This is a genomic window from Pengzhenrongella sp., assembly GCF_036565025.1.
In the GTDB taxonomy this organism is placed as follows: Bacteria; Actinomycetota; Actinomycetes; order Actinomycetales; family Cellulomonadaceae; genus Pengzhenrongella.
The window spans coordinates 1-19,203 of record NZ_DATCNW010000464.1; the positions used below are offsets into that span (position 1 = coordinate 1).

16 protein-coding genes, 1 tRNA gene and 2 pseudogenes are annotated in these 19,203 nt (G+C 68.5%); 4 read left to right on the plus strand and 15 right to left on the minus strand.

From position 1 onward, the window contains the following. Positions 1-3: 3 nt before the first annotated feature. The gene (locus VIM26_RS25930; protein ID WP_331956218.1) at positions 4-426 is read right to left on the minus strand and encodes a hypothetical protein; all 423 of its coding nucleotides are present in this window, start codon (positions 424-426) and stop codon (positions 4-6) included. A 106-nt stretch (positions 427-532) separates the two neighbouring features. Between VIM26_RS25930 and VIM26_RS25935 the strand changes: the two genes are divergently transcribed. After that, a tRNA-Pro gene (locus tag VIM26_RS25935) sits at positions 533-631 on the plus strand. Positions 632-1,539: 908 nt separating this feature from the next. Here the strand turns inward: VIM26_RS25935 and VIM26_RS25940 are convergent. From VIM26_RS25940 to VIM26_RS25970, 7 genes are all read right to left on the minus strand, one after another. Next, a complete protein-coding gene (locus VIM26_RS25940; protein WP_331956219.1) occupies positions 1,540-4,044 on the minus strand; it encodes a sensor domain-containing protein in 2,505 nt (834 codons plus the stop codon). An 850-nt stretch (positions 4,045-4,894) separates the two neighbouring features. Beyond that, positions 4,895-6,010 (minus strand): Fic family protein, encoded by a 1,116-nt coding sequence (locus VIM26_RS25945; RefSeq protein ID WP_331956220.1) that lies wholly within the window; start codon positions 6,008-6,010, stop codon positions 4,895-4,897. Positions 6,011-6,604: 594 nt separating this feature from the next. Then, positions 6,605-7,270: an SDR family NAD(P)-dependent oxidoreductase gene (locus tag VIM26_RS25950; RefSeq protein WP_331956221.1), complete on the minus strand. Its 666-nt coding sequence runs from the start codon at positions 7,268-7,270 to the stop codon at positions 6,605-6,607. A gap of 32 nt (positions 7,271-7,302) precedes the next feature. Next, complete coding sequence (locus VIM26_RS25955; RefSeq protein WP_331956222.1) at positions 7,303-7,854, minus strand: cyclophilin-like fold protein; 552 nt, start codon at positions 7,852-7,854, stop codon at positions 7,303-7,305. A 2-nt stretch (positions 7,855-7,856) separates the two neighbouring features. After that, the gene (locus tag VIM26_RS25960) at positions 7,857-8,984 is read right to left on the minus strand and encodes an MFS transporter (protein ID WP_331956223.1); all 1,128 of its coding nucleotides are present in this window, start codon (positions 8,982-8,984) and stop codon (positions 7,857-7,859) included. A 74-nt stretch (positions 8,985-9,058) separates the two neighbouring features. Next, positions 9,059-10,342 (minus strand): MFS transporter, encoded by a 1,284-nt coding sequence (locus tag VIM26_RS25965; RefSeq protein ID WP_331956224.1) that lies wholly within the window; start codon positions 10,340-10,342, stop codon positions 9,059-9,061. Then, entirely contained in the window at positions 10,339-11,355 is a 1,017-nt protein-coding gene (locus VIM26_RS25970; protein ID WP_331956225.1) for a zinc-dependent alcohol dehydrogenase family protein, read from the minus strand. The genes VIM26_RS25965 and VIM26_RS25970 overlap by 4 nt, the downstream gene beginning before the upstream one ends. A gap of 151 nt (positions 11,356-11,506) precedes the next feature. Between VIM26_RS25970 and VIM26_RS25975 the strand changes: the two genes are divergently transcribed. After that, the gene (locus VIM26_RS25975; RefSeq protein ID WP_331956226.1) at positions 11,507-12,433 is read left to right on the plus strand and encodes a helix-turn-helix transcriptional regulator; all 927 of its coding nucleotides are present in this window, start codon (positions 11,507-11,509) and stop codon (positions 12,431-12,433) included. Positions 12,434-12,880: 447 nt separating this feature from the next. On the opposite strand, the gene VIM26_RS25980 is transcribed toward VIM26_RS25975, so the two are convergent. From VIM26_RS25980 to VIM26_RS25995, 4 genes are all read right to left on the minus strand, one after another. Then, on the minus strand, positions 12,881-13,204 hold the full coding sequence (locus tag VIM26_RS25980) for a helix-turn-helix transcriptional regulator (protein WP_331956227.1): 324 nt from the start codon (positions 13,202-13,204) through the stop codon (positions 12,881-12,883). Positions 13,205-13,269: 65 nt separating this feature from the next. Then, on the minus strand, positions 13,270-13,695 hold the full coding sequence (locus VIM26_RS25985; protein ID WP_331956228.1) for a hypothetical protein: 426 nt from the start codon (positions 13,693-13,695) through the stop codon (positions 13,270-13,272). A gap of 193 nt (positions 13,696-13,888) precedes the next feature. Next, the gene (locus VIM26_RS25990; RefSeq protein WP_331956229.1) at positions 13,889-14,086 is read right to left on the minus strand and encodes an integrase core domain-containing protein; all 198 of its coding nucleotides are present in this window, start codon (positions 14,084-14,086) and stop codon (positions 13,889-13,891) included. 7 nt (positions 14,087-14,093) lie between these two features. After that, positions 14,094-14,465: a DDE-type integrase/transposase/recombinase gene (locus VIM26_RS25995; RefSeq protein ID WP_331956232.1), complete on the minus strand. Its 372-nt coding sequence runs from the start codon at positions 14,463-14,465 to the stop codon at positions 14,094-14,096. A 111-nt stretch (positions 14,466-14,576) separates the two neighbouring features. Between VIM26_RS25995 and VIM26_RS26000 the strand changes: the two are divergent. Continuing rightward, positions 14,577-14,930, plus strand: a pseudogene (locus VIM26_RS26000) (IS1380 family transposase); the annotation flags it as partial. A 101-nt stretch (positions 14,931-15,031) separates the two neighbouring features. Then, positions 15,032-15,226: pseudogene (locus tag VIM26_RS26005) on the plus strand (IS5/IS1182 family transposase); the annotation flags it as partial. A gap of 82 nt (positions 15,227-15,308) precedes the next feature. Here the strand turns inward: VIM26_RS26005 and VIM26_RS26010 are convergent. From VIM26_RS26010 to VIM26_RS26020, 3 genes are read right to left on the minus strand one after another with little or no spacing between them, the layout of a single operon-like run. Next, positions 15,309-16,028, minus strand: coding sequence for a response regulator transcription factor (locus VIM26_RS26010; RefSeq protein ID WP_331956230.1), 720 nt, complete (start codon positions 16,026-16,028; stop codon positions 15,309-15,311). Positions 16,029-16,042: 14 nt separating this feature from the next. Beyond that, positions 16,043-18,703 carry an FtsX-like permease family protein gene (locus VIM26_RS26015; RefSeq protein ID WP_331956231.1) on the minus strand — a complete coding sequence of 887 codons (2,661 nt, stop codon included), beginning with the start codon at positions 18,701-18,703 and terminating at the stop codon, positions 16,043-16,045. Next, entirely contained in the window at positions 18,700-19,125 is a 426-nt protein-coding gene (locus VIM26_RS26020; RefSeq protein WP_331956233.1) for an ATP-binding cassette domain-containing protein, read from the minus strand. Before VIM26_RS26020 ends, VIM26_RS26015 begins: the two co-directional genes overlap by 4 nt. Between the last annotated feature and the right edge of the window lie 78 nt (positions 19,126-19,203).

A 19,203-nucleotide genomic window follows, 5' to 3' on the forward strand; every position in this document is an offset into this window, starting at 1 on the left:
CTCCTACATCGCGACCGCCGCCAAGCACGGCATCACCATGTTCGACGCGCTCAACCGCCTCACAAGCCAAGACCCCTGGTACCCCGCCACCACCTGACCAGTTACGTACAGGATGCCCTTGTAGCAATGGATCGTGTTCTCGGAGATGTCGGTCGGTGCCCCGCGTTCGAACCACAGATAGATCAGCCCGGCCATCGTCATCGTGCGGGCCCGGACGTCCACGCCGGCGTCGCGCTGGGTGCGCAACTCCTCGAGCTTCTCGCGAACCTCCGAGCGGGTTTTCCCGCGGACTTTCGTGCGCACCCTACGGCCGTCGTCGTCGCGGCCGAGGTCGAGCAGTCCGATCCAGCACCGGGCGGTAGCGTCGTAGGAGATGGCTCCTTGGCCGTTCTCCCGGCGTCGGGTTTGCTGCGTTCGTTGCACCATGGTGACCTCACCTGTGGGCGCCGCGTACGCCCCGACCGACAGAGAAAAGGGAACCATCTCTGAGCGTATGAGGCCGAACGGGCGCGGTCACGTCCGGCCGCAAACCCGGTCTGACCTGCACGTACACGGACACTGGCGAACACTGAAAGGGCCTTGCAGTTCCTTGGGGGTCAGGGGGTCGCAGGTTCAAATCCTGTCAGCCCGACATTGAAAGTGCAGGTCAGAGGCCATTTCCCGAGTCGGGAAATGGCCTCTTTCGTGTAGCCGGGCCTATCAGCACTGGATAGAGGGTCATCTGGGTCCGCGGTCGGGTCGAGCGGCGAGTGTTTGCGCTGGTCAGGGTCGAGCGACACGTTCAGATTGGGCTCGAGTCGAATCGGCCGTGTAGCCATGAATGTAGCCACTACCCACGGCTGCAGACACTCAATAGGCTCGATCGCGCGGTAGATCGTCGGGCGGCAGCAGCGCAGACAAGGCGCTTCCGCCGAAAGCCTCTCGTGCGCGGAAGTCTCGAGCGGGCCCTCGCACGGTGCGGACTGGCACGATGGGCTGCATGGAGGATCGCGCGAAGATGGCATCGTTCGGTCGGGACAACCCACCGCCTTGGCGACGCGAGAGCAGCGGGCTCGTCGTCGTCCAATTTGATCGGCGAACCGCACCACGAGCGGGCGCGCGGGACCGCCGGGGGCCGCGCCATGTGCACGGTGCACTCCAAATGCGCCCGCGATGAGTTCATCAAGATGTGCACGCTCCCGCTGCTGGCGGCGAGAACCTTTCCACCAGGGACATGGACGAAACGGCCGCTCATCGACGGGAGCAGGTGGCGGGTGCGGGTTGGCGCGCCCGCCCGCGCGCTGTGGCTCGCTGATCCACGCGACGAGATATCCGCCAGCCTGCGCGAAACCCGGGCGGCTCCCTGGCTCCTCAGCTCCCTCGACGCCGGGCGGCGCTCGTGCGGGAGGTCGGTCACGACCCGCAGCACCAGCGGGCCGACGTCGTGTTCCGGGCCGTGACGTCCCTCCTGGCCGCCCTGCCCCGGGAAGCCGACCGGTGGCTCGCTGGCGCACGGGGCTCGGGCGGGCTTGAACTACGGCCTACCTCCAGGCCACGACGTCAGGTAGTCGGCGACCGGCGAGCGTTCGCATCGCGTGCGGACTGCGCGATCAGCGCGTGGATCTCGTCGGCAGGGAGAGCGCGGTGCCACAGCCAGCCCTGGCCCCAGGTACATCCCATGTCCCGTAGGAGGTGCAGTTGTTCGGTCGTCTCGATGCCTTTCGCGACGACGGTGAGCCCGAGGCCGAGGCCGAGCGCGACGATTCCGGCGGTAATGGCGCTGCCGGTGCGGTCGATGTTCAGCGTCTGGGTGAACGACTTGTCGATCTTGATCTCATCGACTGGGAGGCGGCGGAGGTACTCGTACCCTGCGTGGCCGGTCCCGAAGTCGTCGATGGCGATCTTCACCCCACGCTCGGACAGTGTGCGCAGATCGGTGGTGGCCGAGGCCCTGATTTTGAGTAGCTGGCTCTCGGTCAGCTCGAGGATCAGCTTCTCGACGGGCAGGGCCGACGCGGCGAGCGCGGCGTCGACCTGGCGGTGCAGGCCCTGGTTGCCGAGCTGCCGGGAGGACACGTTGACGGACATCGCCGGCGCGCGGTCCCCGAACTGCCGACGCCACGTCCCGGCCTGATTGCAGGCTGTGCGCAGCACCCATTGACCGATCTCGCCGATCAGGCCACGCTGCTCGGCGACGTCCAGGAACTCGCGGGGGAGTAGCAAGCCCCGTTGCGGGTGCTGCCAGCGGACCAGGGCCTCGACCCCGACGATCGCGCCGGTGTGCAGGTCGACCAGTGGCTGGTAGTGCACCCGCAGCTCTTGCTGCTCGATCGCCCGGCGCAGCTCGGCCTCGACGCTGAGGACCCGGATGGCCGCCGCGTGCAGGGAGGCGTCTGCCGGTTGCCAGCGCTGTCCGCCGGAGTGCTTCGCCACGTACATCGCGGCGTCCGCGTCGTGCAGAAGGTTTTCGGGGGTGCTGTGCTCATGGCTGAGGGCGACGCCGATGCTGGCCGAGGCGGTCACCCTGTGCCCGTCCAGGTCGATCTCCACGGCGAGCGCCCGCTGGATCTTCTCGGCCAGGACGGTGGCTCCGGAGAGCTCCGTCAGGTTCTCGCAGACCACGACGAACTCGTCGCCACCGATGCGGGCCGCGATGTCGCTCGCCCGCAGGGTGGAGCCGATCCGGGCGGCCACCTTGATCAGGAACGCGTCGCCTGCGGCGTGCCCGAAGCTGTCGTTGAGCGACTTGAAATCGTCGAGGTCGAGGAAGAACACGGCGAGGTGAGTCCCGTTGCGTTGTGAGCGAGCTAGGGCGCTGCCGAGGTGTTCCATGAGCAGGGCACGGTTCGGGAGGCCAGTGAGGTCGTCGTGCAGGGCCCGGAAGGCGAGCTGCTCCTCGACCCGTTTCCGCGTCGTGATGTCCTCGACCTGGGCGAGGACGTGGAGCGGAGCACCCTCAGGATTGCGGACCAGGGTGGCGCCGAGCAACCCCCAGACCGTCTCCCCGTTCGCGTGCACGAACCGCCGCTCGGTGTGGTAGTTCGTGTAAGCGTCGGAGAGCAGGCCGTTCAGCGTCGCCACTGTGTCGTCGGCGTCCTCCGGCGCCAGGACGTCAGCGTGCGGGCGCCCGAGAATTTGATCGGCCGTCAGCCCGAGAAATTCGCACATGGCCTTGTTGACGCGCAGGTACCGGAAGCGCCCGTCCTCGCCGTCCACCGAGAGCAGCGCCATTCCGAGGAGGGAGTCGTCGAAGGCGAGCCTGAACCGTTCCTCGCTGGCGGCCAGCGCCAACTGCGCGTTGTGGCGTTCGGTGATGTCGCGGGTGATTCCGACGATCCGGTAGACCCGGCCGGTCTCGTCACGGGCGGGGATCAGGGTGGAGTGGTACCAGCGTCGACCGGCGGGCAGGTCCAGCTCCGCGTCCTCCTCGATGGGGACGCCGGCATTCACGCAGTGGCGGTACTTACTGTTGACCGCCTCGGCGACCTCCGGTGGAACTACCTCCTCGATGTACTTGCCGACCATGGCCTCGCGCGGGATGCCGCTCATCCGGGCCAGGGCCGGGTTGATCTCGAGGTTGCGGAAGTGCTGCCCGTCCGGGGACACCTCGAGCAGGAACATGCTGTCGAGAGCGTTGTCGAACACGTCCCGGAACCGGGTCTCCCGCTCGACCAGCTCGCGCTGGACCCGCGCGAGCTCGGTCACGTCTCGCCCGAGTCCGAGCACCTCGATCACCCTGCCGTGCTCGTCGAGCTCGGGGACCAGTCGGTACTGGGCGACCCGGGCACCTCCCGGCGTCCGGTACGTGATCTCGAAGTCCCGCGACGTCAGGTCGCGAACCACCTCGACGATCATGGCGCGCATCAGCGCCACCGACTCCGGGTCGACGACCTCGTTCGTCTTGCCCACCCCCCGGCCGAGCAGCTCTTCCGGCGGTACGCCGTAGACCTCCGCAAGCGTCGGGTTGACGTACAGACGGTTGCCGTCGAGGTCGAAGCGGACCACGAAGTCAGGGGAGTTGACCAGCAGCGACTCGGCTGTGTGTGGGCGCGTCTGCGAAGACATGAGAACTCCCCGGGCCACGACGAGAGCGGCACGATACGCCACCCCAAACGAAGGCGGCGGCGGATGCGATTTGCTGCCCCCCATCCTAGCGGTCCCACATTCCGGACGGGGACTCGTGCCGCTCCGCCGCGGCCGCCGCTACGTCTAGATCGACATCGACATCGACATCGACATCGACATCAACGACGACGACGACGACGACGACACGGCCACCGGGCTACCGGTACACCACTCTGCCGGACTCAAGTGCGACGCGAACTTGGAGGAGCAGCCGAAAGCGGCGCCGGAAGGGATCCGTGTAGCCGGGAATGTAGCCATCACGCATCGTGCGCCCCGGTTCGCAGCGGGCCGCAGGGGTACAGCGACGCGGAAGCCCCGCGTAGATCGACGGGAATGAACGGCTGCGGACTGGCTGCCGTGATCTGGGGGTCAGGGGGTCGCAGGTTCAAATCCTGTCAGCCCGACGGTGAAAGTGCAGGTCAGGGGTCGTTTCCGCGGATGCGGGACGGCCCCTGAGGTGCATCTGGTGCCCGCCGGGTGGCCAAAGATGCCCTACCGATGAATGACGAAGTGTCAGGGGGTCGCAGTTTCAAATCAGTCGGCCCGACAGTAGAACAGCAGGTCAGATCGCCAGGACGCGTAAGCGGACCGGCCCGTCTTGCGCCCGGGTTTGCCTAACGAATGGCTTAAGAACGCCCTGGACAAATATGAATGGGCGTGGCGACGTCCGGTTGGGCTGCACTTCTGCTCGGCCCACCCTTGGCGCTGCGCGCCAGTTCCGGGAGGGTAACGGCCGGAGGCGAAGACGTTCCTCAAGTGGTGGTCGAGCAGTCGGTCTCCCTCTCCTCGACTACTCGCGGTCGGTGGTCGTTCGCAACCGGAGGTTGAGCGACTCGATCTCGTCCATCACGTCCGTGGCCGCCCAGGCGAGGTATCGCTTGGATTGGGTGACTGGATGCAGGACGCCGGCGACGACGAGTTGATCGATGGCGCTGTAGGTGCTCGAGGTCGACGCGCCGATCAGTAGTGCGGCCGTCCCGGCGTCCAGCGCGGGGTGCTCCAGCAGGATATCGATCAGCCTTCCCGCGGCCGACCCTCCGCGGGGGTGGACGCGCTCGCGCCATCTCGCGGGCATGGCCGCCAACTCGACCGCGGAGGCCCGAGCCTCACGGGAGGCGCGCACGGTCGCGTCGGCGAGGTAGCTGATGAACTGGCCGGCCTCACCGTTGCGGTAGGAGTTGACCAGGGTGAAGTACCGGTCGACGTCGGCGACCATCACGGAAGCGATCGGGATGACGGCGCGGGAGGTGACGCCGCGTCGGCGCAGCACCGCGTTGACCAGCGCCCGTCCGATGCGTCCGTTGCCGTCGGTGAACGCGTGGATCGACTCGAACTGAGCATGCGCGATTGCCGCCTGCGCGATGGTGGGCATGTCCTGGCGGTTCGCGAACCGCACGAGGTCGGTCATCAGGTCGGGCACCAGTTCGGGTGGCGGTGGCACGTGCACGGCGCCCCTGGGGGAGTGGTTCGACCCACCGATCCAGTTCTGCATCGTCCGCAGCGTTCCCGCGTAGCGACCATCGGTGGGGTCGTCGCGCATGAGTTGGCGGTGCGCGTCGAGGATGTCCTCGAGCTCGATGCGCCCGGTGCTGCCAGCGACGGTGACCATGGCGGTCAGCGCCCGCGTCGCGGCGATGGTGGACTGCGCCTCGGGAGTCGCTTTGATTCCAACCACGGCTCTGGCGAGGTTGTCCATGGTGGCGTCAACCCGTTCGATGCGCGAGGACGCCACCGACTCGGTGCGGAGCAGGAACGTGCCCAAGGACGCCATTTGCGACCCGAACTCCAGGTCGAGGGAGCTCGCGGCGATCACCGCTTGCTCGAGGTCGGCGCTCACCTGGGGGGAAGGCTCGTAGTCCAGGTCGGCGATGAACGGCGGGATCGCGGTCTGCACCTCGGTGAACATGCGGTCCTCGCGGGGCCCACGACCGGAGGACCGCCATGGTCGGGCCTGATGGTCGTGCGCAGGCCAATCTGTGCTGGGGCCGAGAGCGAGTGCTGGTTCCGCCTGAGGTTTGATGGAGAAGCGCCCGACCTTCCCACGCGGGTGGGCTACTGCGTCCCAAGTCATCTTCTGCTCCTCAACCCAGAGCTAACACCAAGTTAGTCCGAATTGGCTATGTTAACCCGGAACGCGCGCTGACGTCTTCCGGGTTACGACCGCGCACGTGCGGGTCCCGCACCTGTGCGCAGGGCCGGAGTGGGTGGTCCCGCACTCCCGCGCGGGTCAGGGCAGGGTGACGGTGACCGGGGGTGGCCGGTGGCGACGAGGAACGCGAAGAGCTCGGTCGGCGTGTCACCACCGAGAGCACGCCGCTCGTCCCTGCGTCGTGGGTCGGTTCCGGTTCGATGGTCTTGGTCATGGTGCTCAAGGCCTTTCAAGACGGCGGTGGGTCAACGGGACTGTTCTGTCAGGCGCGCACGAGGGCCCGGTGGGGCGCGGCACCGGGTGTCGATGCGCGTCACACGAGCGGTGGGCGATCCGACCCGACTGCGGAACTCACGCGTCGCGGTCGTCCGCGGCGTGGCGGAAGCCATCGCGGTGGGTGTGCAACTGCCAGAGGGTGTCGGCCAGTGCGGCCGGGTCCGTGCGGGGGTGCCCGGGGGTGATGGCACCGGAGATGATCAGCTGTGCGACGTGGATGTTCTCTGGTTCGAGGGTGTCGTGCAGCATCTGGGCCAGGGCGCTCTCGCCGGCGAAGGCGATGGAGGTGCCGGCGTAGCGGGGGTTGGGGCGCACTGCGCTGCCGCCGTTGATGAACAACACCGTGCCGTGGCCGAGGCGACGCATGCCGGGCAGCGCGTGGCGCACCGCGGTCAGCGGCCCGTACACGGAGAACTCGATGGCGGCCGCGAGGTCGGTAGCCGTGGTCTCGAGGACCGGTCGCAGGAACTGCTTGGCGGGCAGCGGGCTGTACTGCAGCACCTCGATCGGGCCGAGGTCCTGGGCGGCGCGGTCGAGAGCGGCGGTCAGCGAGGCGGGCTCGCGGACGTCTGCCGAGTATCCGCGTGCGTTGATTCCCTCGGCGGTCAGCTGTGCGGCGAGGCCGTCGAGGCGGCCGGAGTCTCGGGCGATGAGGGCGACGTCGAATCCCTCGGTGCCGAAACGTCGGGCGACGGATGCGCCCAGGCCGTGGCCGGCGCCGATGATGGCGAAGGTGGTCATGATTCTCCCTGTCGTGTTGCACTCATGGCTGTTCACTTCGCGAGTTCGATGGTGACGGTGGTTCCGTCGGCCAGATCGACCAGGGTGTCGATGGGCGTGTCGAAGTGTCCGAGTCGCGCGATGCCGTTGAAGTAGCCGACGTCTGCGTAGTAGAAGACGAGGACGCGGTCGGGGGCGTAGTAGCCGATGTCGAGCGGTTCGGGGTCGTCACCGGCGGGCATCGCGTCCATCGAGAGCGGGTGCGGTGGGGTGCTGATCTTCTCCTGCTGCCCGTGGTCGCGGATCGGCAAGGTCAGGGGCAGCTGGTCGAGCAGGGAGCGCCCGGCCGCGTTGTCCCATAGCGTCGCCTGGAGCACGACTTCGCCGACGACCACGTGGATGGCCGTTGTCCCCGAGGCGCTCTCGGGGGTCGCGGCCGGGCTGGTGGGATCGCCCGGGGTGGCTGCTGGGGTCGGCGCGGTCATGGTCGGTCCTGTCGGTTCGGGGGCGACGGTGCATGCGGCGAGGCTGAACGCCATCGCGCTGCCGAGGGTGGCCAGCCACCGGCGCCGAGGTGCGCCACGGACCGGTTCCGTGGGGCTCATGGTCATCGTCCGCTCGGATAGACGGAGCGTCTGAACACCACGATGACGAGGAGCGCAACGACGCCGAAGAGGGTCATCGTGAGCGGCAGGATGAGTCCGCCGGCCGTGCTGAGCAGCAGCGCGCCCAGGACACCGGCGGCGAAGATCGCGAGGTTGAACGCGACCGGCAGGAACGAGTTCGCGACGTCTGCGTTGTCTGCGCTGACCGCGCTGAGCGGCCGCTGCAGCTGGGGCGCGGCGCCGCCGAAGGTCAGCCCCCAGAGGACCGCCGCAGCGTAGATCGCGATCGGAGACCGATGGCCGAGGACGAGGATCACGCCGGCGAAGGCGAAGCCGGTGATGCACGAGATGACCAGCGCTCTGGCGTGCCGGTCGACAAGTACCGCGGTCAGGACGATGCCGCCGATGGAGGCGAGACCGAACACGACGAGGAGGAGCTCGATGGACACGCCGGATCCGGATGCACGGAGGTAGGGCGCGATGTAGGTGTACGCCGTGCTGTTGCCGAGCATCCAGGCGACGATCACGGCGAGGATCGCTGCGACGCCTGGGATACGGAAGACCCGCACGAGGGGCAGCCGGGCGGCGGCAGTCGACTGTCCTGCTGTGTCGGGGACGAAGAGCGCCGTCAGGGCGAGGACCACGGCGGTCAGCGCCGTCAGCCCGCCGAACGACCAGCGCCAGTCGAAGGTTGTGCCGAGCCACGTGCCCAGCGGTGTTCCGAGCGCGATGCCGACTGGTGCTCCGGCGGCGACGAGGGACAGTGCCCGCCCCGTCAGTGCCGGCGGGGTGATCCGGACCGCGTAGCCGGCGAACAGTCCCCAGAGCATCCCGGAGAGGCCGCCGGCGACGAAGCGCGACACGAGGGAGAGGACGACGTCGGAGGAGATCGCGGTGACGGTGTTGGCGAGCAGGAAGCCGACGATGCCAAGGAGGAAAAGCCGCTTGCGCCGAAACCCGCGGGTGAGGGCGATCGCCGGGATCGTGACGACGATCGTGCCGAGCGCATACGCACTCACGAACTGCCCGACGACACCCTCGGAGGTGCCCATTCCGGCGGCGATCTGCGGCAGGAGCCCCGCGGGCATGGTCTCGCAGGAGATGAGCAGGAAGCCCAAGAGCGCGAACACGGACAGAGCCCTCAACGGGAACGACTCGCCAGGCGTCCTCACCATGGGCCTGGCGGCTGTGGATGGGTCGGCCGTCATCGGCCCACCGGGAAAGCCGAGCGTCGCGCCACGGCCGCGATCGAGAAGGCGACGAGGGCGAGTGCGATCATCACGGCCGGGAGCACGAGCCCGTCGCCTCCACTGATGAGAAGTGCGCCGAGGACTCCGGCGGTGAAGATCGCGAGGTTGAACGAGACTCCCAGGAGTGCGTTGGCGACGTCGGCGTTCTCGCCGCTCGCTTCACCGATCGCGGTCTGCACCTGAGCGGCCGCACCGCCGAACGCGACGCCCCACGCCGCGATCGCGATCAGGACCGCGACCAGTGAGCCATGACCGAGGATGAAGACGCCACCCGCGACCGCGAACAGGGCGATGCTCGCGAGCACGAGCGGGCGTAGCGCCCGGTCGACGACGGCCCCGGTGATCCAGATCCCGACGAGCGCGGCGAGACCGAAGACGACGAGCGCGGCGTCCACCGTGAGGCCCACGTCTGCCGTGCGGAGGTAGGCGGAGATGTAGGTGTAGACGGTGTTGTGCGCGAGCATCCACACGAAGACCACCGCGAGGATCGCCGCGACCCCCGGGAGCGTGGCCACACGATGGAGCGGCGTCCGCGACTCGGCACGCTGACCAGACGCGTCCGGCACAAGGACCACAATCAGCGCGAGAGTGATCAGGGTCAGGAGCGACAACGCGCCGAACGACCACCGCCAGTCGAGCGTCGTGCCGAGCCAGGAGCCGAACGGTGTTCCGACCGCGAGTCCGACTGGGGTGCCCAGCGACGCGATCGAGAGCGCCCGGCCTGCGAGCTCCGGGGTGGTGATGCGGCGCGCGTAGCCGGCCAGCATGCCCCACAGCAGCCCGGAGAACGCCCCAGCGAGGAACCGCGTCGCCAGCGACAACGCGATATCGGGCGTGAGCGCGGTGACCGTGTTCGCGACCAGGAAACCGGTGAGACCGATCAGCAACAGCGGCTTGCGGCGCAAGCCCCGCGTGAGGGTGATCGCCGGGATCGCAGCGATCACGGTGCCCAGCGCGTAGGCGCTCACGTACTGCCCGACGGTGCCCTCGGTGACGCCCATGCCGGCCGCGATCTGCGGCAGCAGGCCCGCGGGCATCGTCTCGGTCGCGATCAGGATGAACCCGGTCAACGCCATCACCAGCAGCGCCGACCACGGAAGCCGGGGGCTCCCCGTGGTCGTGGCGGCTCTCCTACTCAGCGTGGCGGTGCTCAAAAGCGCAGTTCCGTCCTGGGTGTCGGGGTGGTCGATGGTCAAGCGGGCGGGGAGATCGCTGATCGTCTCGGTCCGCGGGGTCACGACCGTAGGAGGACCTTGATCGCGTGCCGCTTGTCCATTGCCTTGTAGCCGGCGGCGGCGTCGGCGAGCGGCAGGGTCTGGTCGAAGACCTTGCCCGGGTCGATCTGGCGAGTCCACACCAGGTCGATCAGCTCCGGCAGGTACTGGCGTACCGGGGCCGGGCCGCCGTGCAGGTGCACGTGGGAGAAGAAGAGCTCGAGGCCGGGCAGCTCGACGTCGTGGGAGACGCCGACGTAGCCGACGTGGCCGCCGGGTCGGGCCGAACGAATGGCTTGCATCATCGACTCCTGAGTACCGACGCACTCGAGGACCGAGTCCGCGCCGAGCCCACCGGTGAGTTCCTTGATCCGGGCCACGCCCGCATCGCCGCGCTCTTCGACGACGTCGGTCGCGCCGAACTCGATCGCGAGGGCCTGCCGGGACGCGTGGCGGCTCATCGCGATGACGCGGCCGGCGCCCATCTGCTTCGCGGAGAGGATGCCGAGAAGACCCACGGCGCCGTCACCGACGACCGCGACGGTCCCGCCCGGCTGCACGTTCGCGGCGACCGCGGCGAACCAGCCCGTCCCCATCACGTCGGAGAGCGTGAGCAGGCTCGGGACGAGGTCCGCCTCAGGCATGCCCGGGGTGGCGACGAGGGTGCCGTCCGCGAGCGGAACGCGCAGCAGCTCGGCCTGGGCGCCGGACACGCCCTGACGGTGCACGCATGAGGTCTGGTAGCCGGCCAGGCAGTTCGGGCAGGTGTTGTCCGAAGCGAAGAACGATCCGATCACGAACTGACCGGGCTTCACGGTGGTCACGCGGCTGCCGACCTGCTCGACGACGCCGACGTACTCATGTCCCATCGCGGTGGGCGCTATCAACGCGTCGGCACCACGGAAGGGCCACAGGTCCGAGCCGCAGACGCACGAGGCCGTGACCCGGATGATCGCGTCCGTGGGTGCAAGAATGGTCGGCTCGGGGCGTTCTTCGACGCGGATGTCGCCGGCGGCATGCAAGATCGTTGCGAGCACAGGGGGCTCCTTCAAGCTGAGGGGATCGGCGCGGTCCAGGACCGCGGTTCGAGACGAGTCAATGCCGGCGGCGCTCGATGGGAAACACCCTGTTGGAACGTGTACTGGCAGTACCTCGCTCAGCCGCGGAACGCCCCGTAGCGTTGGCGGGATGGACAACAAGGACGAGGTCAGAGACTTCCTGGTCTCGCGACGATCGAGGCTGACGCCCGAGCAGACGGGGCTGATCGCCGGATCGAACCGGCGGGTGACTGGACTGCGCCGCGGCGAGGTCGCGGTCCTCGCCGACATCAGCGTCGAGTATTACGCCAAGGTTGAACGCGGCAACCTCGCGGGCGTCTCTGAATCTGTCCTGCACTCGCTCGCCCGAGCCCTCCAGCTCGACGATGCCGAAGCATCACACCTGTTCGACCTCTGGAGCGCCGCGAACGCCTCACCGACCAGGCGCACGCGTCGCAACCCGCGCAAGACCGAAGTGCGCGCCGGGTTGCAGCAGACCCTCGACGCGATCACGAACAGCCCCGCCATCGTCCGCAACGGCCGCATGGACCTCATCGCCACAAACGAGCTCGGACGTGCCCTCTACTCCGACGTCTACCTCGACCCGCAGCGACCGCCGAACTTCGCCCGCTACACGTTCCTGAACCGCGAACGATCCGAGGACTTCTACCCCGACTGGGACGGCGCCGCCGACGTCGCCGTCGCGATCATGCGCACCGAGGCCGGCCGCGACCCCCACGACCGCGACCTCCAAGACCTTGTCGGCGAACTCTCCACCCGCAGCGCCGACTTCCGCGAGCGCTGGGCCAAGCACGACGTCCGACTGCACGCCGCCGGCACGAAGAGCTTTCACCACCCCGTCGTCGGCGACCTCGACCTCACCTACGAAGCGCTCGACCTGTCCGCCGACCTCGGTCTCAACCTCTGCATCTACACGGCCGAGGCCGGGTCACCATCCGACGACGGCCTCCGCCTCCTGGCGAGCTGGGCCGCCACGCAGGAAGGGTGCGCGACCGAGGCCCGTGTCGGCCGACCCGGCCACCGCCACGACGCAGGCGCTCATCCCGAAGGCTCCTGAACCCGCAGCGGTCCGGGCCGGCGCCAGCGGCACCTCTCTCAAGGACACCGACCCCGACGAGCCCCTCGGGGTCGGTGTCGTTGAGAATGGGGCTGACGCGCTCGCCGCTTACCGCGGGTGTGCTAATGCGATGACCGTCGCCGCACAAACAGCGGGCCGTGGGCATTCTCGCTGTGGCGGCGGGTGCAATCAAACCCAAGTCCAGGCGTAGGATCCCAGCAAACGCGGTCTTGCGGGCCGGGGAACCAGCAAAGGCTGACTGAGTCGACGCTGACATTCCACGACTTCTGTTACATCGGGGGATCTGGAGACAAACTAGGCGCGCGCGCCGCCCAGCGAACGAATATCGCAAGCGTCGTCATGCGATGTCGGCGGCCAGCGGGTCGTCTTGGGGTGGCATGCGGACCTCGGGCCGTGCGATCGAGGTCTTGGGAGGGTCGGACCGGTTCAAGCCGGCTCGTGCACCTGGGGCAGGAGAACGAGTTGAGCATCAACTGCCGTGGCCAACCGAACGAGCGTGTCTCGAGTGGGGTTGCCCAACCCTCGTTCAATCCGGCTGACTTCGGCTTGATCCATCGCGGCACGGGCGGCGAGCTCTACTTGCGTGAGGCGCGCGGACTTCCGGAGCTCCGTGAGCTGGCGACCAAGATTGACCTGAGCGGTGACCTCAGCGTCGAGAATCGCGTTCGCGTTCGCAGCGAACTCGTGAACCTCCGGGGCCCACTTTTCCTTCGCTGCTGCCGCGATGTCGCGGTATGGGCGGGTGCTCACGGGGTGCCTCCTGTCAGGTTCTTGGCGACTCCTGGGTAGCAGTATGGGTCAAATCCCATACGCCGTCAACCGTGGCTCTTCCAGACGGTCAAGTGTTTCCGTGCCTGCTTGATCTCCCTAGCCTGACGCCGCTCGGACGGGTCAGCACCCTTGTCGTACCCCTGGAAAAGGATGTCGACCTTCGCTCCGTGGAAGGTGACAAACACCCGTAGGAGGACCGTGTCGTTCTCCCTCGGATCCACGGCCGGCACCGGGTCCGTCTGTCCCCAGGTGCGGATCGCGTGCAGCGATTGTCGGATCCGAATCTCGTACAGCCCTTTGCCGAGCGGCTTACCCCACTCGGTCGAGCACACGTCGATACCCAAGGGGGCGACGATGCGCTCCATCGCCGCATCCACGACCGCCTGTGCGTAGGGGTCGAGTTTGTTGAAGAAGGTCTGGAACGGGCAACTGCCAGTCTCTGGGTTCTCCCATGCTTCGACAGTCCACATCTCTGGCGCGACGGGCGGAGTTGCAGCAGATGCTCGCCCTGACGCGGTCGCCCCCTTGTCACGTTTGGGCACTTACTGCCTCCGAAGATTGATCGCTCACCGTAGTAGGCGGACCTGAATCGCGTCGAACCAGGCGAAGTCGAACGGGTTCCGTGATCTGCCCCGCGTTTATTGGACAGTGATCCTGTCGTTGTTACGCGGCTTGTTGTTGCGATTCGTAGGCGTCGTGCACCTCGTTGGGTGGACGGTAGCCGATCGCGGAGTGAAGCCTTTTAGGATTGTAACGGGTTTCGATGAATTTGGCAATGTCGCTCATCGCGGCGCGCCTGGTCGGGTAGACGGTACGGTTGACGAGCTCATTCTTCAGAGCTGCGAAGAAAGATTCGGCCATCGCGTTGTCACAACATATTCCAGTTTCGCCCTGACGCGCGCCTAAGATCAAGTTCCTTGAGGACTGTCCCGAACTCGTACGACGTGTAATTGCTGCCTCGGTCGGTGTGGAATATTGCTTTCGGCGCGAGATTCTCGTTCTTCGCAGCCCGGCGAATGGCGGTGCTGATGAGGGGTGTTTTGTAGTTGTCGTCCATTGCGTAGGCGATGACCTTCTTGGAGTAGCAGTCGATCACGGTCGCGAGGTACACCCACCCCTCCCAGGTCGGGACGTAGGTGATGTCCCCGACGAGCCTGGTGCCCGGGACGGTGGCCGTGAAGTCGCGCCGGACGAGGTCGGCGATCGCTGGCTGGTCGAGGTCCTGGGCGGTCAGGCTCAGCCTCGATCCACCGGCGCAATTGGTCTCGCGGGTTGATCAGAAAAGACGAATGCCCTTCTGACCTGGGACGATGGGACTTATCAAGGGTTCCAACGCACCAAAAAGAAGGGCATCCGCAAGACGCAAGTTTGCCACAAGATTTCGTCGGCGGTTTTCGATGACCCCAACCTCGTTTCCTGCGCGGGCCTGGTTCCGGTCGTGGCGTTGGCCAAGCGGGCCGGCCTGCACCGGCTGATCGGGGAGCATGTGCGGGTCCCGGGGACCGCGGGGTCGAACCCGGTAATCAAGGTCGTGGCGCTGATCGCGGGGATGATCGCCGGGGCCGACAGCATCGATGACATGGACCTGCTGCGCCACGGCGCGATGGGCCGGATCTTCTCCGCGGTGCGAGCCCCCTCGACTCTCGGCACGTTCCTGCGGGCGTTCACCTTCGGGCATTATGCCGATCTCCGGATTATGCCGAGTTGGTGGCGCTCTGTCGACGTTCGCCCTGGTCAGGAGCGATGAGGTCAGCGATGAGGTCGGCATAATCACAGTGACTCGAGGAATGCTAGCAACGGGTCTGGGCGATCCGCACCCTGCTGCGCAAGCGCGGGATCGTCTCGGTCATCCCCGAGCCCCGCGACCAACGGGCCAACCGGGCCCGCCGCGGCTCGCGCGGCGGGCGGCCGGTGACCTACGACCTGCAGACCTACAAGGGCCGCAACGTCGTCGAACGATCCTTCGCCCGCCTCAAACAATGGCGCGGCCTGGCCACCCGCTAAGACAATCTCGCTATCGTCGACCGAGCAGCAGCCCTCCTGGCCGTCATCATCACTTGGCTACAGGATGAGGAGACATGCCCTACGGCTTGGTTGGCAGTTCCAGGCGATAGCCGTGCCCTCGCAGGGTCGTGATCCGTGGGGGTGCAACGTCGTGGGCGAGCCGCTTGCGCAGCGAGGCCATGGTGACGTCGAGGGTCTTCGTCGACCCGAACCAGTTCTCGTCCCATACCCGGGCCATCAGGTCCTCGCGGGTCACCGCTACGCCCGGGTGGCTGGCGAGGGCCACGAGCAGCTCAAACTCCTTGGGCCGCAGGTCGATCTCGCGGTCGCCGAGCAAGCAGCGCCGGGCGGCGAGGTCGACGACGAGGTCGCCCACATGGATCGGCTCGGCGTCCGTCTCCGTCTCCGACACCGGCCGGCGTCGCAGGTGCGCGCGGAGGCGGGCGAGCAGGACGGTGAGGTTGAAGGGCTTCGCCAGGTAGTCGTCGGCGCCGGCGTCCAGGCCGACGACGACGTCGATCTCGTCGCTGCGGGCGGTCAGGATGACGATCAACGCGTTGGGTAGCTCGGAGCGCAGCCGCCGGGCGACCTCGACGCCGTCGATGTCGGGCAGGCCGAGGTCGAGCAGGATGACGTCCGGGCACGACTCTTGGGCCAGTGCCAGTCCGGTCCCGCCTGTCCGGGCCCAGGCGGCCTCGTAGGCGTTTGCCCGCAGCCCCGCCTGCAGGTGTCGCCCGATCGTGTCGTCGTCCTCGATCACCAGGACCCGTTGCCCTCCGGTGGATGGTGGTCGGCTCATGGGCGCGATCGTACTCAGAGGTCCCTCAGCTCCTCGACGGCGGGACGGGTCGAGGCCCGGGCGCTCGCAACTGCCGCGATCCCCAGGGCGCCGACGACGGCGGTCACCGTGACCGCGAGGTATCCCCACGGGACGGCGACCACCGACGGCGGGGGGTCGAAGACCCCCGTCAGCACCTTGACCAGCATGTGGGAGAGCCCCCAGGCGATCAGTCCGCCGCCGATCAGGCCGCCGATCGTGATCACGAGGGCCTCGCTCAGCGCCAGCCCGCGCAACTGGGCGCGGCGGGCACTGAGCACCGAGAGGATCGCGAAGCTGCGGCGCCGTTCGGCCAGCCCGACCGCCAGCACAATTCCGCCGGCGCTGGCCGCGAGCAGCACGGCGAACGCGAGCTCGAGCCGGGTCAGGCCGGCGAGGTTGACCGACGTCAGGCTCGATCCGACCTGGGAGCGCGCCTGGGTGACGTCGGTGATCGCCGCGGCGGACCCGAGCCGGTGCCGCAGGCTCCCCGCAACGCCGGACTGGTTGCGGCCGCCGGTGTCGACCAAGAAGGAGCCCACGGCGTCAGAGCCGGTGACCTGGGTGATGTAGGCGGCGTTGGCCACGAAGAAGCTGTCCTTGGGGGCGGTCGGGAACTCCTTGACGATCCCCGAGTAGTGGAACGGGACGGTCTGCAGCTTCTTCGTCTTGCTGTCCTGGAGGCGAAGGTTGAGCAGGTCGCCGGGGGCGAGTTGGAAGTCCTTTACCGTCTCCTGGCTGACCAGGATTGCGTCGGGCCGCCTCGCCAGCGTGGCCATGAGCTCCTTGACCGTGCCTCCGGCGAAGTACGCGTCCTGGAGTGAGGTGCCGGCGGCGATACTCGAGGGCCGCACGCCGTACAGGTCCTGCAGGTCGGCCCCGACGTAGGCGAACCGGTGCTGGAGCGGCTCCACGTGGCGCACCCCGGCCACGGACTCGATGCCGGCCCGGGCGCCCGGCCCGACCCGCGCCCCGGGGGACTCGGTCACCGTGACGTCGGCGCCGTTGGACAGTTGCGCGTCCGCCTCCGCCTGTTGCTGGTAGGTGGCGTTGAAGGTCGCGGTCGACGCGGCGAAGGAGATCGCCAGCGCGAGCAGGACGAGGGCGCGGGCCAGGGGGCGCCGCTGCCTGGACATGCTCGCGGCGCCGATCCGGGCGAGCCCGCCCGTCAGGGGTCGGATGAGCCACGCCAACGGGCGACGACCGTGGTGCAGAGCGAGGTCCGCGATCCGCCACAACAGCATCGCCGCGCCGAGCCACAGCAGCGCGGGGCCGAGGAAAGCCCAGTAGGACACGGAGATCGTGGCGACGCCCTCCGGGGCCAGGACCAGGGAGTAGTTGTTGCTGCCGGAGGCCCAGAACACTGCGAGCGCCCCGGCGACGAGCATGACGTCGACGCCGGCCCTCATCCACCACGAGGTGCGCGGCCGGCCAACGACGTGACTCGATTGGGCCACGGTGCGGGTGCGCAGGTCGCGCAGCGCCGGGACGAGGACCGTCACGGTCGCGATGAGGAGCCCGACGGCAAACGCGACGGCGAACCAGGCGATCGTCGAGGTCTTGCTGCCGCCCGCCGGGGAGGGCCCGAAGGCGAGGCGGCCGGCGGCTGCACCGATCCCGAGGCCCAGGACCCCGCCGGTTGCGCCGATGAGTAGGGCCTCGGCCACCGCCAGCCGGGCGACCCGGTTCGGCGCCAGGCCGCGGGTGCGCAGCAGCGCCTGCTCGGTCCGGCGCCGGTCCGCCCCGGCGCCGGCCAGCGCCGCGGTCAGCAGGGCGGCGAGCACGGCGCCGGGCAGGCCGAGGAAGAGGAAGAGCATCTGGGCGTAGACGGCGTCGCTGCGCGCGCCGTCCAGGGTGGCCCCCAGGTTGTTGCCGACGACGACCTTGCCGACGAGATGCGCCTCGAGGTTGTGCGCGGCGCCGATCACCGATTCGTAGGCGACGGCTGGGTCGTGGGAGAGCGGGGCGCTGCGCGCGACATGGATCTGGTGCGTCACGGCGAGGCCCGCGGTTGCCGGCCCGTGGCCGACGACGGCGTCGAAGGTGGACGGGGGCAGCAGGATGACGTTGTCCGGCGGGGCGGACGGCTGGGACTGCGGGGGCGCGCCCACCTTCTGGAAGAGGGAGTCGGCCTGCGGCAGGTCAACGACCCCGGCGATGGTGACCACGGCCGCCGTCGTGCCCGCGCGGCCGATGGCGACCGTGTCGCCTGGGCGGACGTGCAGATTCGCGGCCGTCTGCTGGGCCAGCAGAACGCCGCCGGGCGACCCGCTCAGCGACCGGATCTCGCCGGGGAACGTGTGCCGGTAGGTCGCGGGCAGGCTGAGGACCACGCCGGGACCGGTGGTTTGGGTCGAGCCCCCGGAGGTTGCTGTGAAGCCGGTGGTCTGCGCCGTCGCGATGAGCTCGGTCGCCCTGACCCCAGCGCTTCTGGCGACCGCGCCGCGCACCGCCGCGGGGTCCGCGCCCGGCTGGACCTGGATCTGCCAGTCGACGGCGACCGAGCGCACGGCCCGGTCGGTCATCGTCGCCTTCGAGGTCGTCAGGAACGAGCCGAGCGAGGCGATGAGGGCCACCGCCAGGGAGATGCCGACCGCGGTGGCCGCCATCCGCCCGCCGCGCCAGCGGACCAGCCCGGCCAGCCACGTGATCGTCACGACAGGCCTCCGGGGGTCGCGGGCGAGGTGGTCCGCAGCCGGCCCTCGTGCATGGTCCAGTGCGTGTCGAGGCGTTCGGTGACCGCCCGGTCGTGGGTGCTGATCACCAGCGCCGCGCCGATCCGCGCCGCCGCGGCGAGCAGGACGTCGATCAGGTGCTGGCCCGTCGCCCGGTCCAGCTGGCCGGTGGGTTCGTCGGCGAGCACCAGGCGTGGGCGCTGGGCGAGCACGCGTGCGACCACGACGCGCTGCGCCTGGCCGCCGGACAGCTCCTCGGGCAGCCTGGCCGCCAGGTCGCCGACCCCGACGAGCTCGAGGGCCTCGGCCACCCGCTCCAGGCACTCCCGCTCGCCGACGCCCGCTAGGTGGCTGGTGTTTTTCGCGTGGCGGTGTCCGGTTGCGCGGCGACGCTCGGGGAGGATCGCGGGTGAGGGTTGCCGCTGCGGTCAGGAGTAGTCGATGACGTTGGGTCTGACGCCGAGGCAGGGTGATCTGCTGAG

Excerpts from the sequence above, each read along its gene's own strand:
- VIM26_RS25930 (WP_331956218.1), bottom strand. The coding sequence starts at position 426 with ATGGTGCAACGAACGCAGCAAACCCGACGCCGGGAGAACGGCCAAGGA.
- VIM26_RS25940 (WP_331956219.1), bottom strand. The coding sequence starts at position 4,044 with ATGTCTTCGCAGACGCGCCCACACACAGCCGAGTCGCTGCTGGTCAAC.
- VIM26_RS25945 (WP_331956220.1), bottom strand. The coding sequence starts at position 6,010 with ATGTTCACCGAGGTGCAGACCGCGATCCCGCCGTTCATCGCCGACCTG.
- VIM26_RS25950 (WP_331956221.1), bottom strand. The coding sequence starts at position 7,270 with ATGACCACCTTCGCCATCATCGGCGCCGGCCACGGCCTGGGCGCATCC.
- VIM26_RS25955 (WP_331956222.1), bottom strand. The coding sequence starts at position 7,854 with ATGAGCCCCACGGAACCGGTCCGTGGCGCACCTCGGCGCCGGTGGCTG.
- VIM26_RS25975 (WP_331956226.1), top strand. The coding sequence starts at position 11,507 with ATGGACAACAAGGACGAGGTCAGAGACTTCCTGGTCTCGCGACGATCG.
- VIM26_RS25985 (WP_331956228.1), bottom strand. The coding sequence starts at position 13,695 with ATGTGGACTGTCGAAGCATGGGAGAACCCAGAGACTGGCAGTTGCCCG.
- VIM26_RS25990 (WP_331956229.1), bottom strand. The coding sequence starts at position 14,086 with ATGGCCGAATCTTTCTTCGCAGCTCTGAAGAATGAGCTCGTCAACCGT.
- VIM26_RS26010 (WP_331956230.1), bottom strand. The coding sequence starts at position 16,028 with ATGAGCCGACCACCATCCACCGGAGGGCAACGGGTCCTGGTGATCGAG.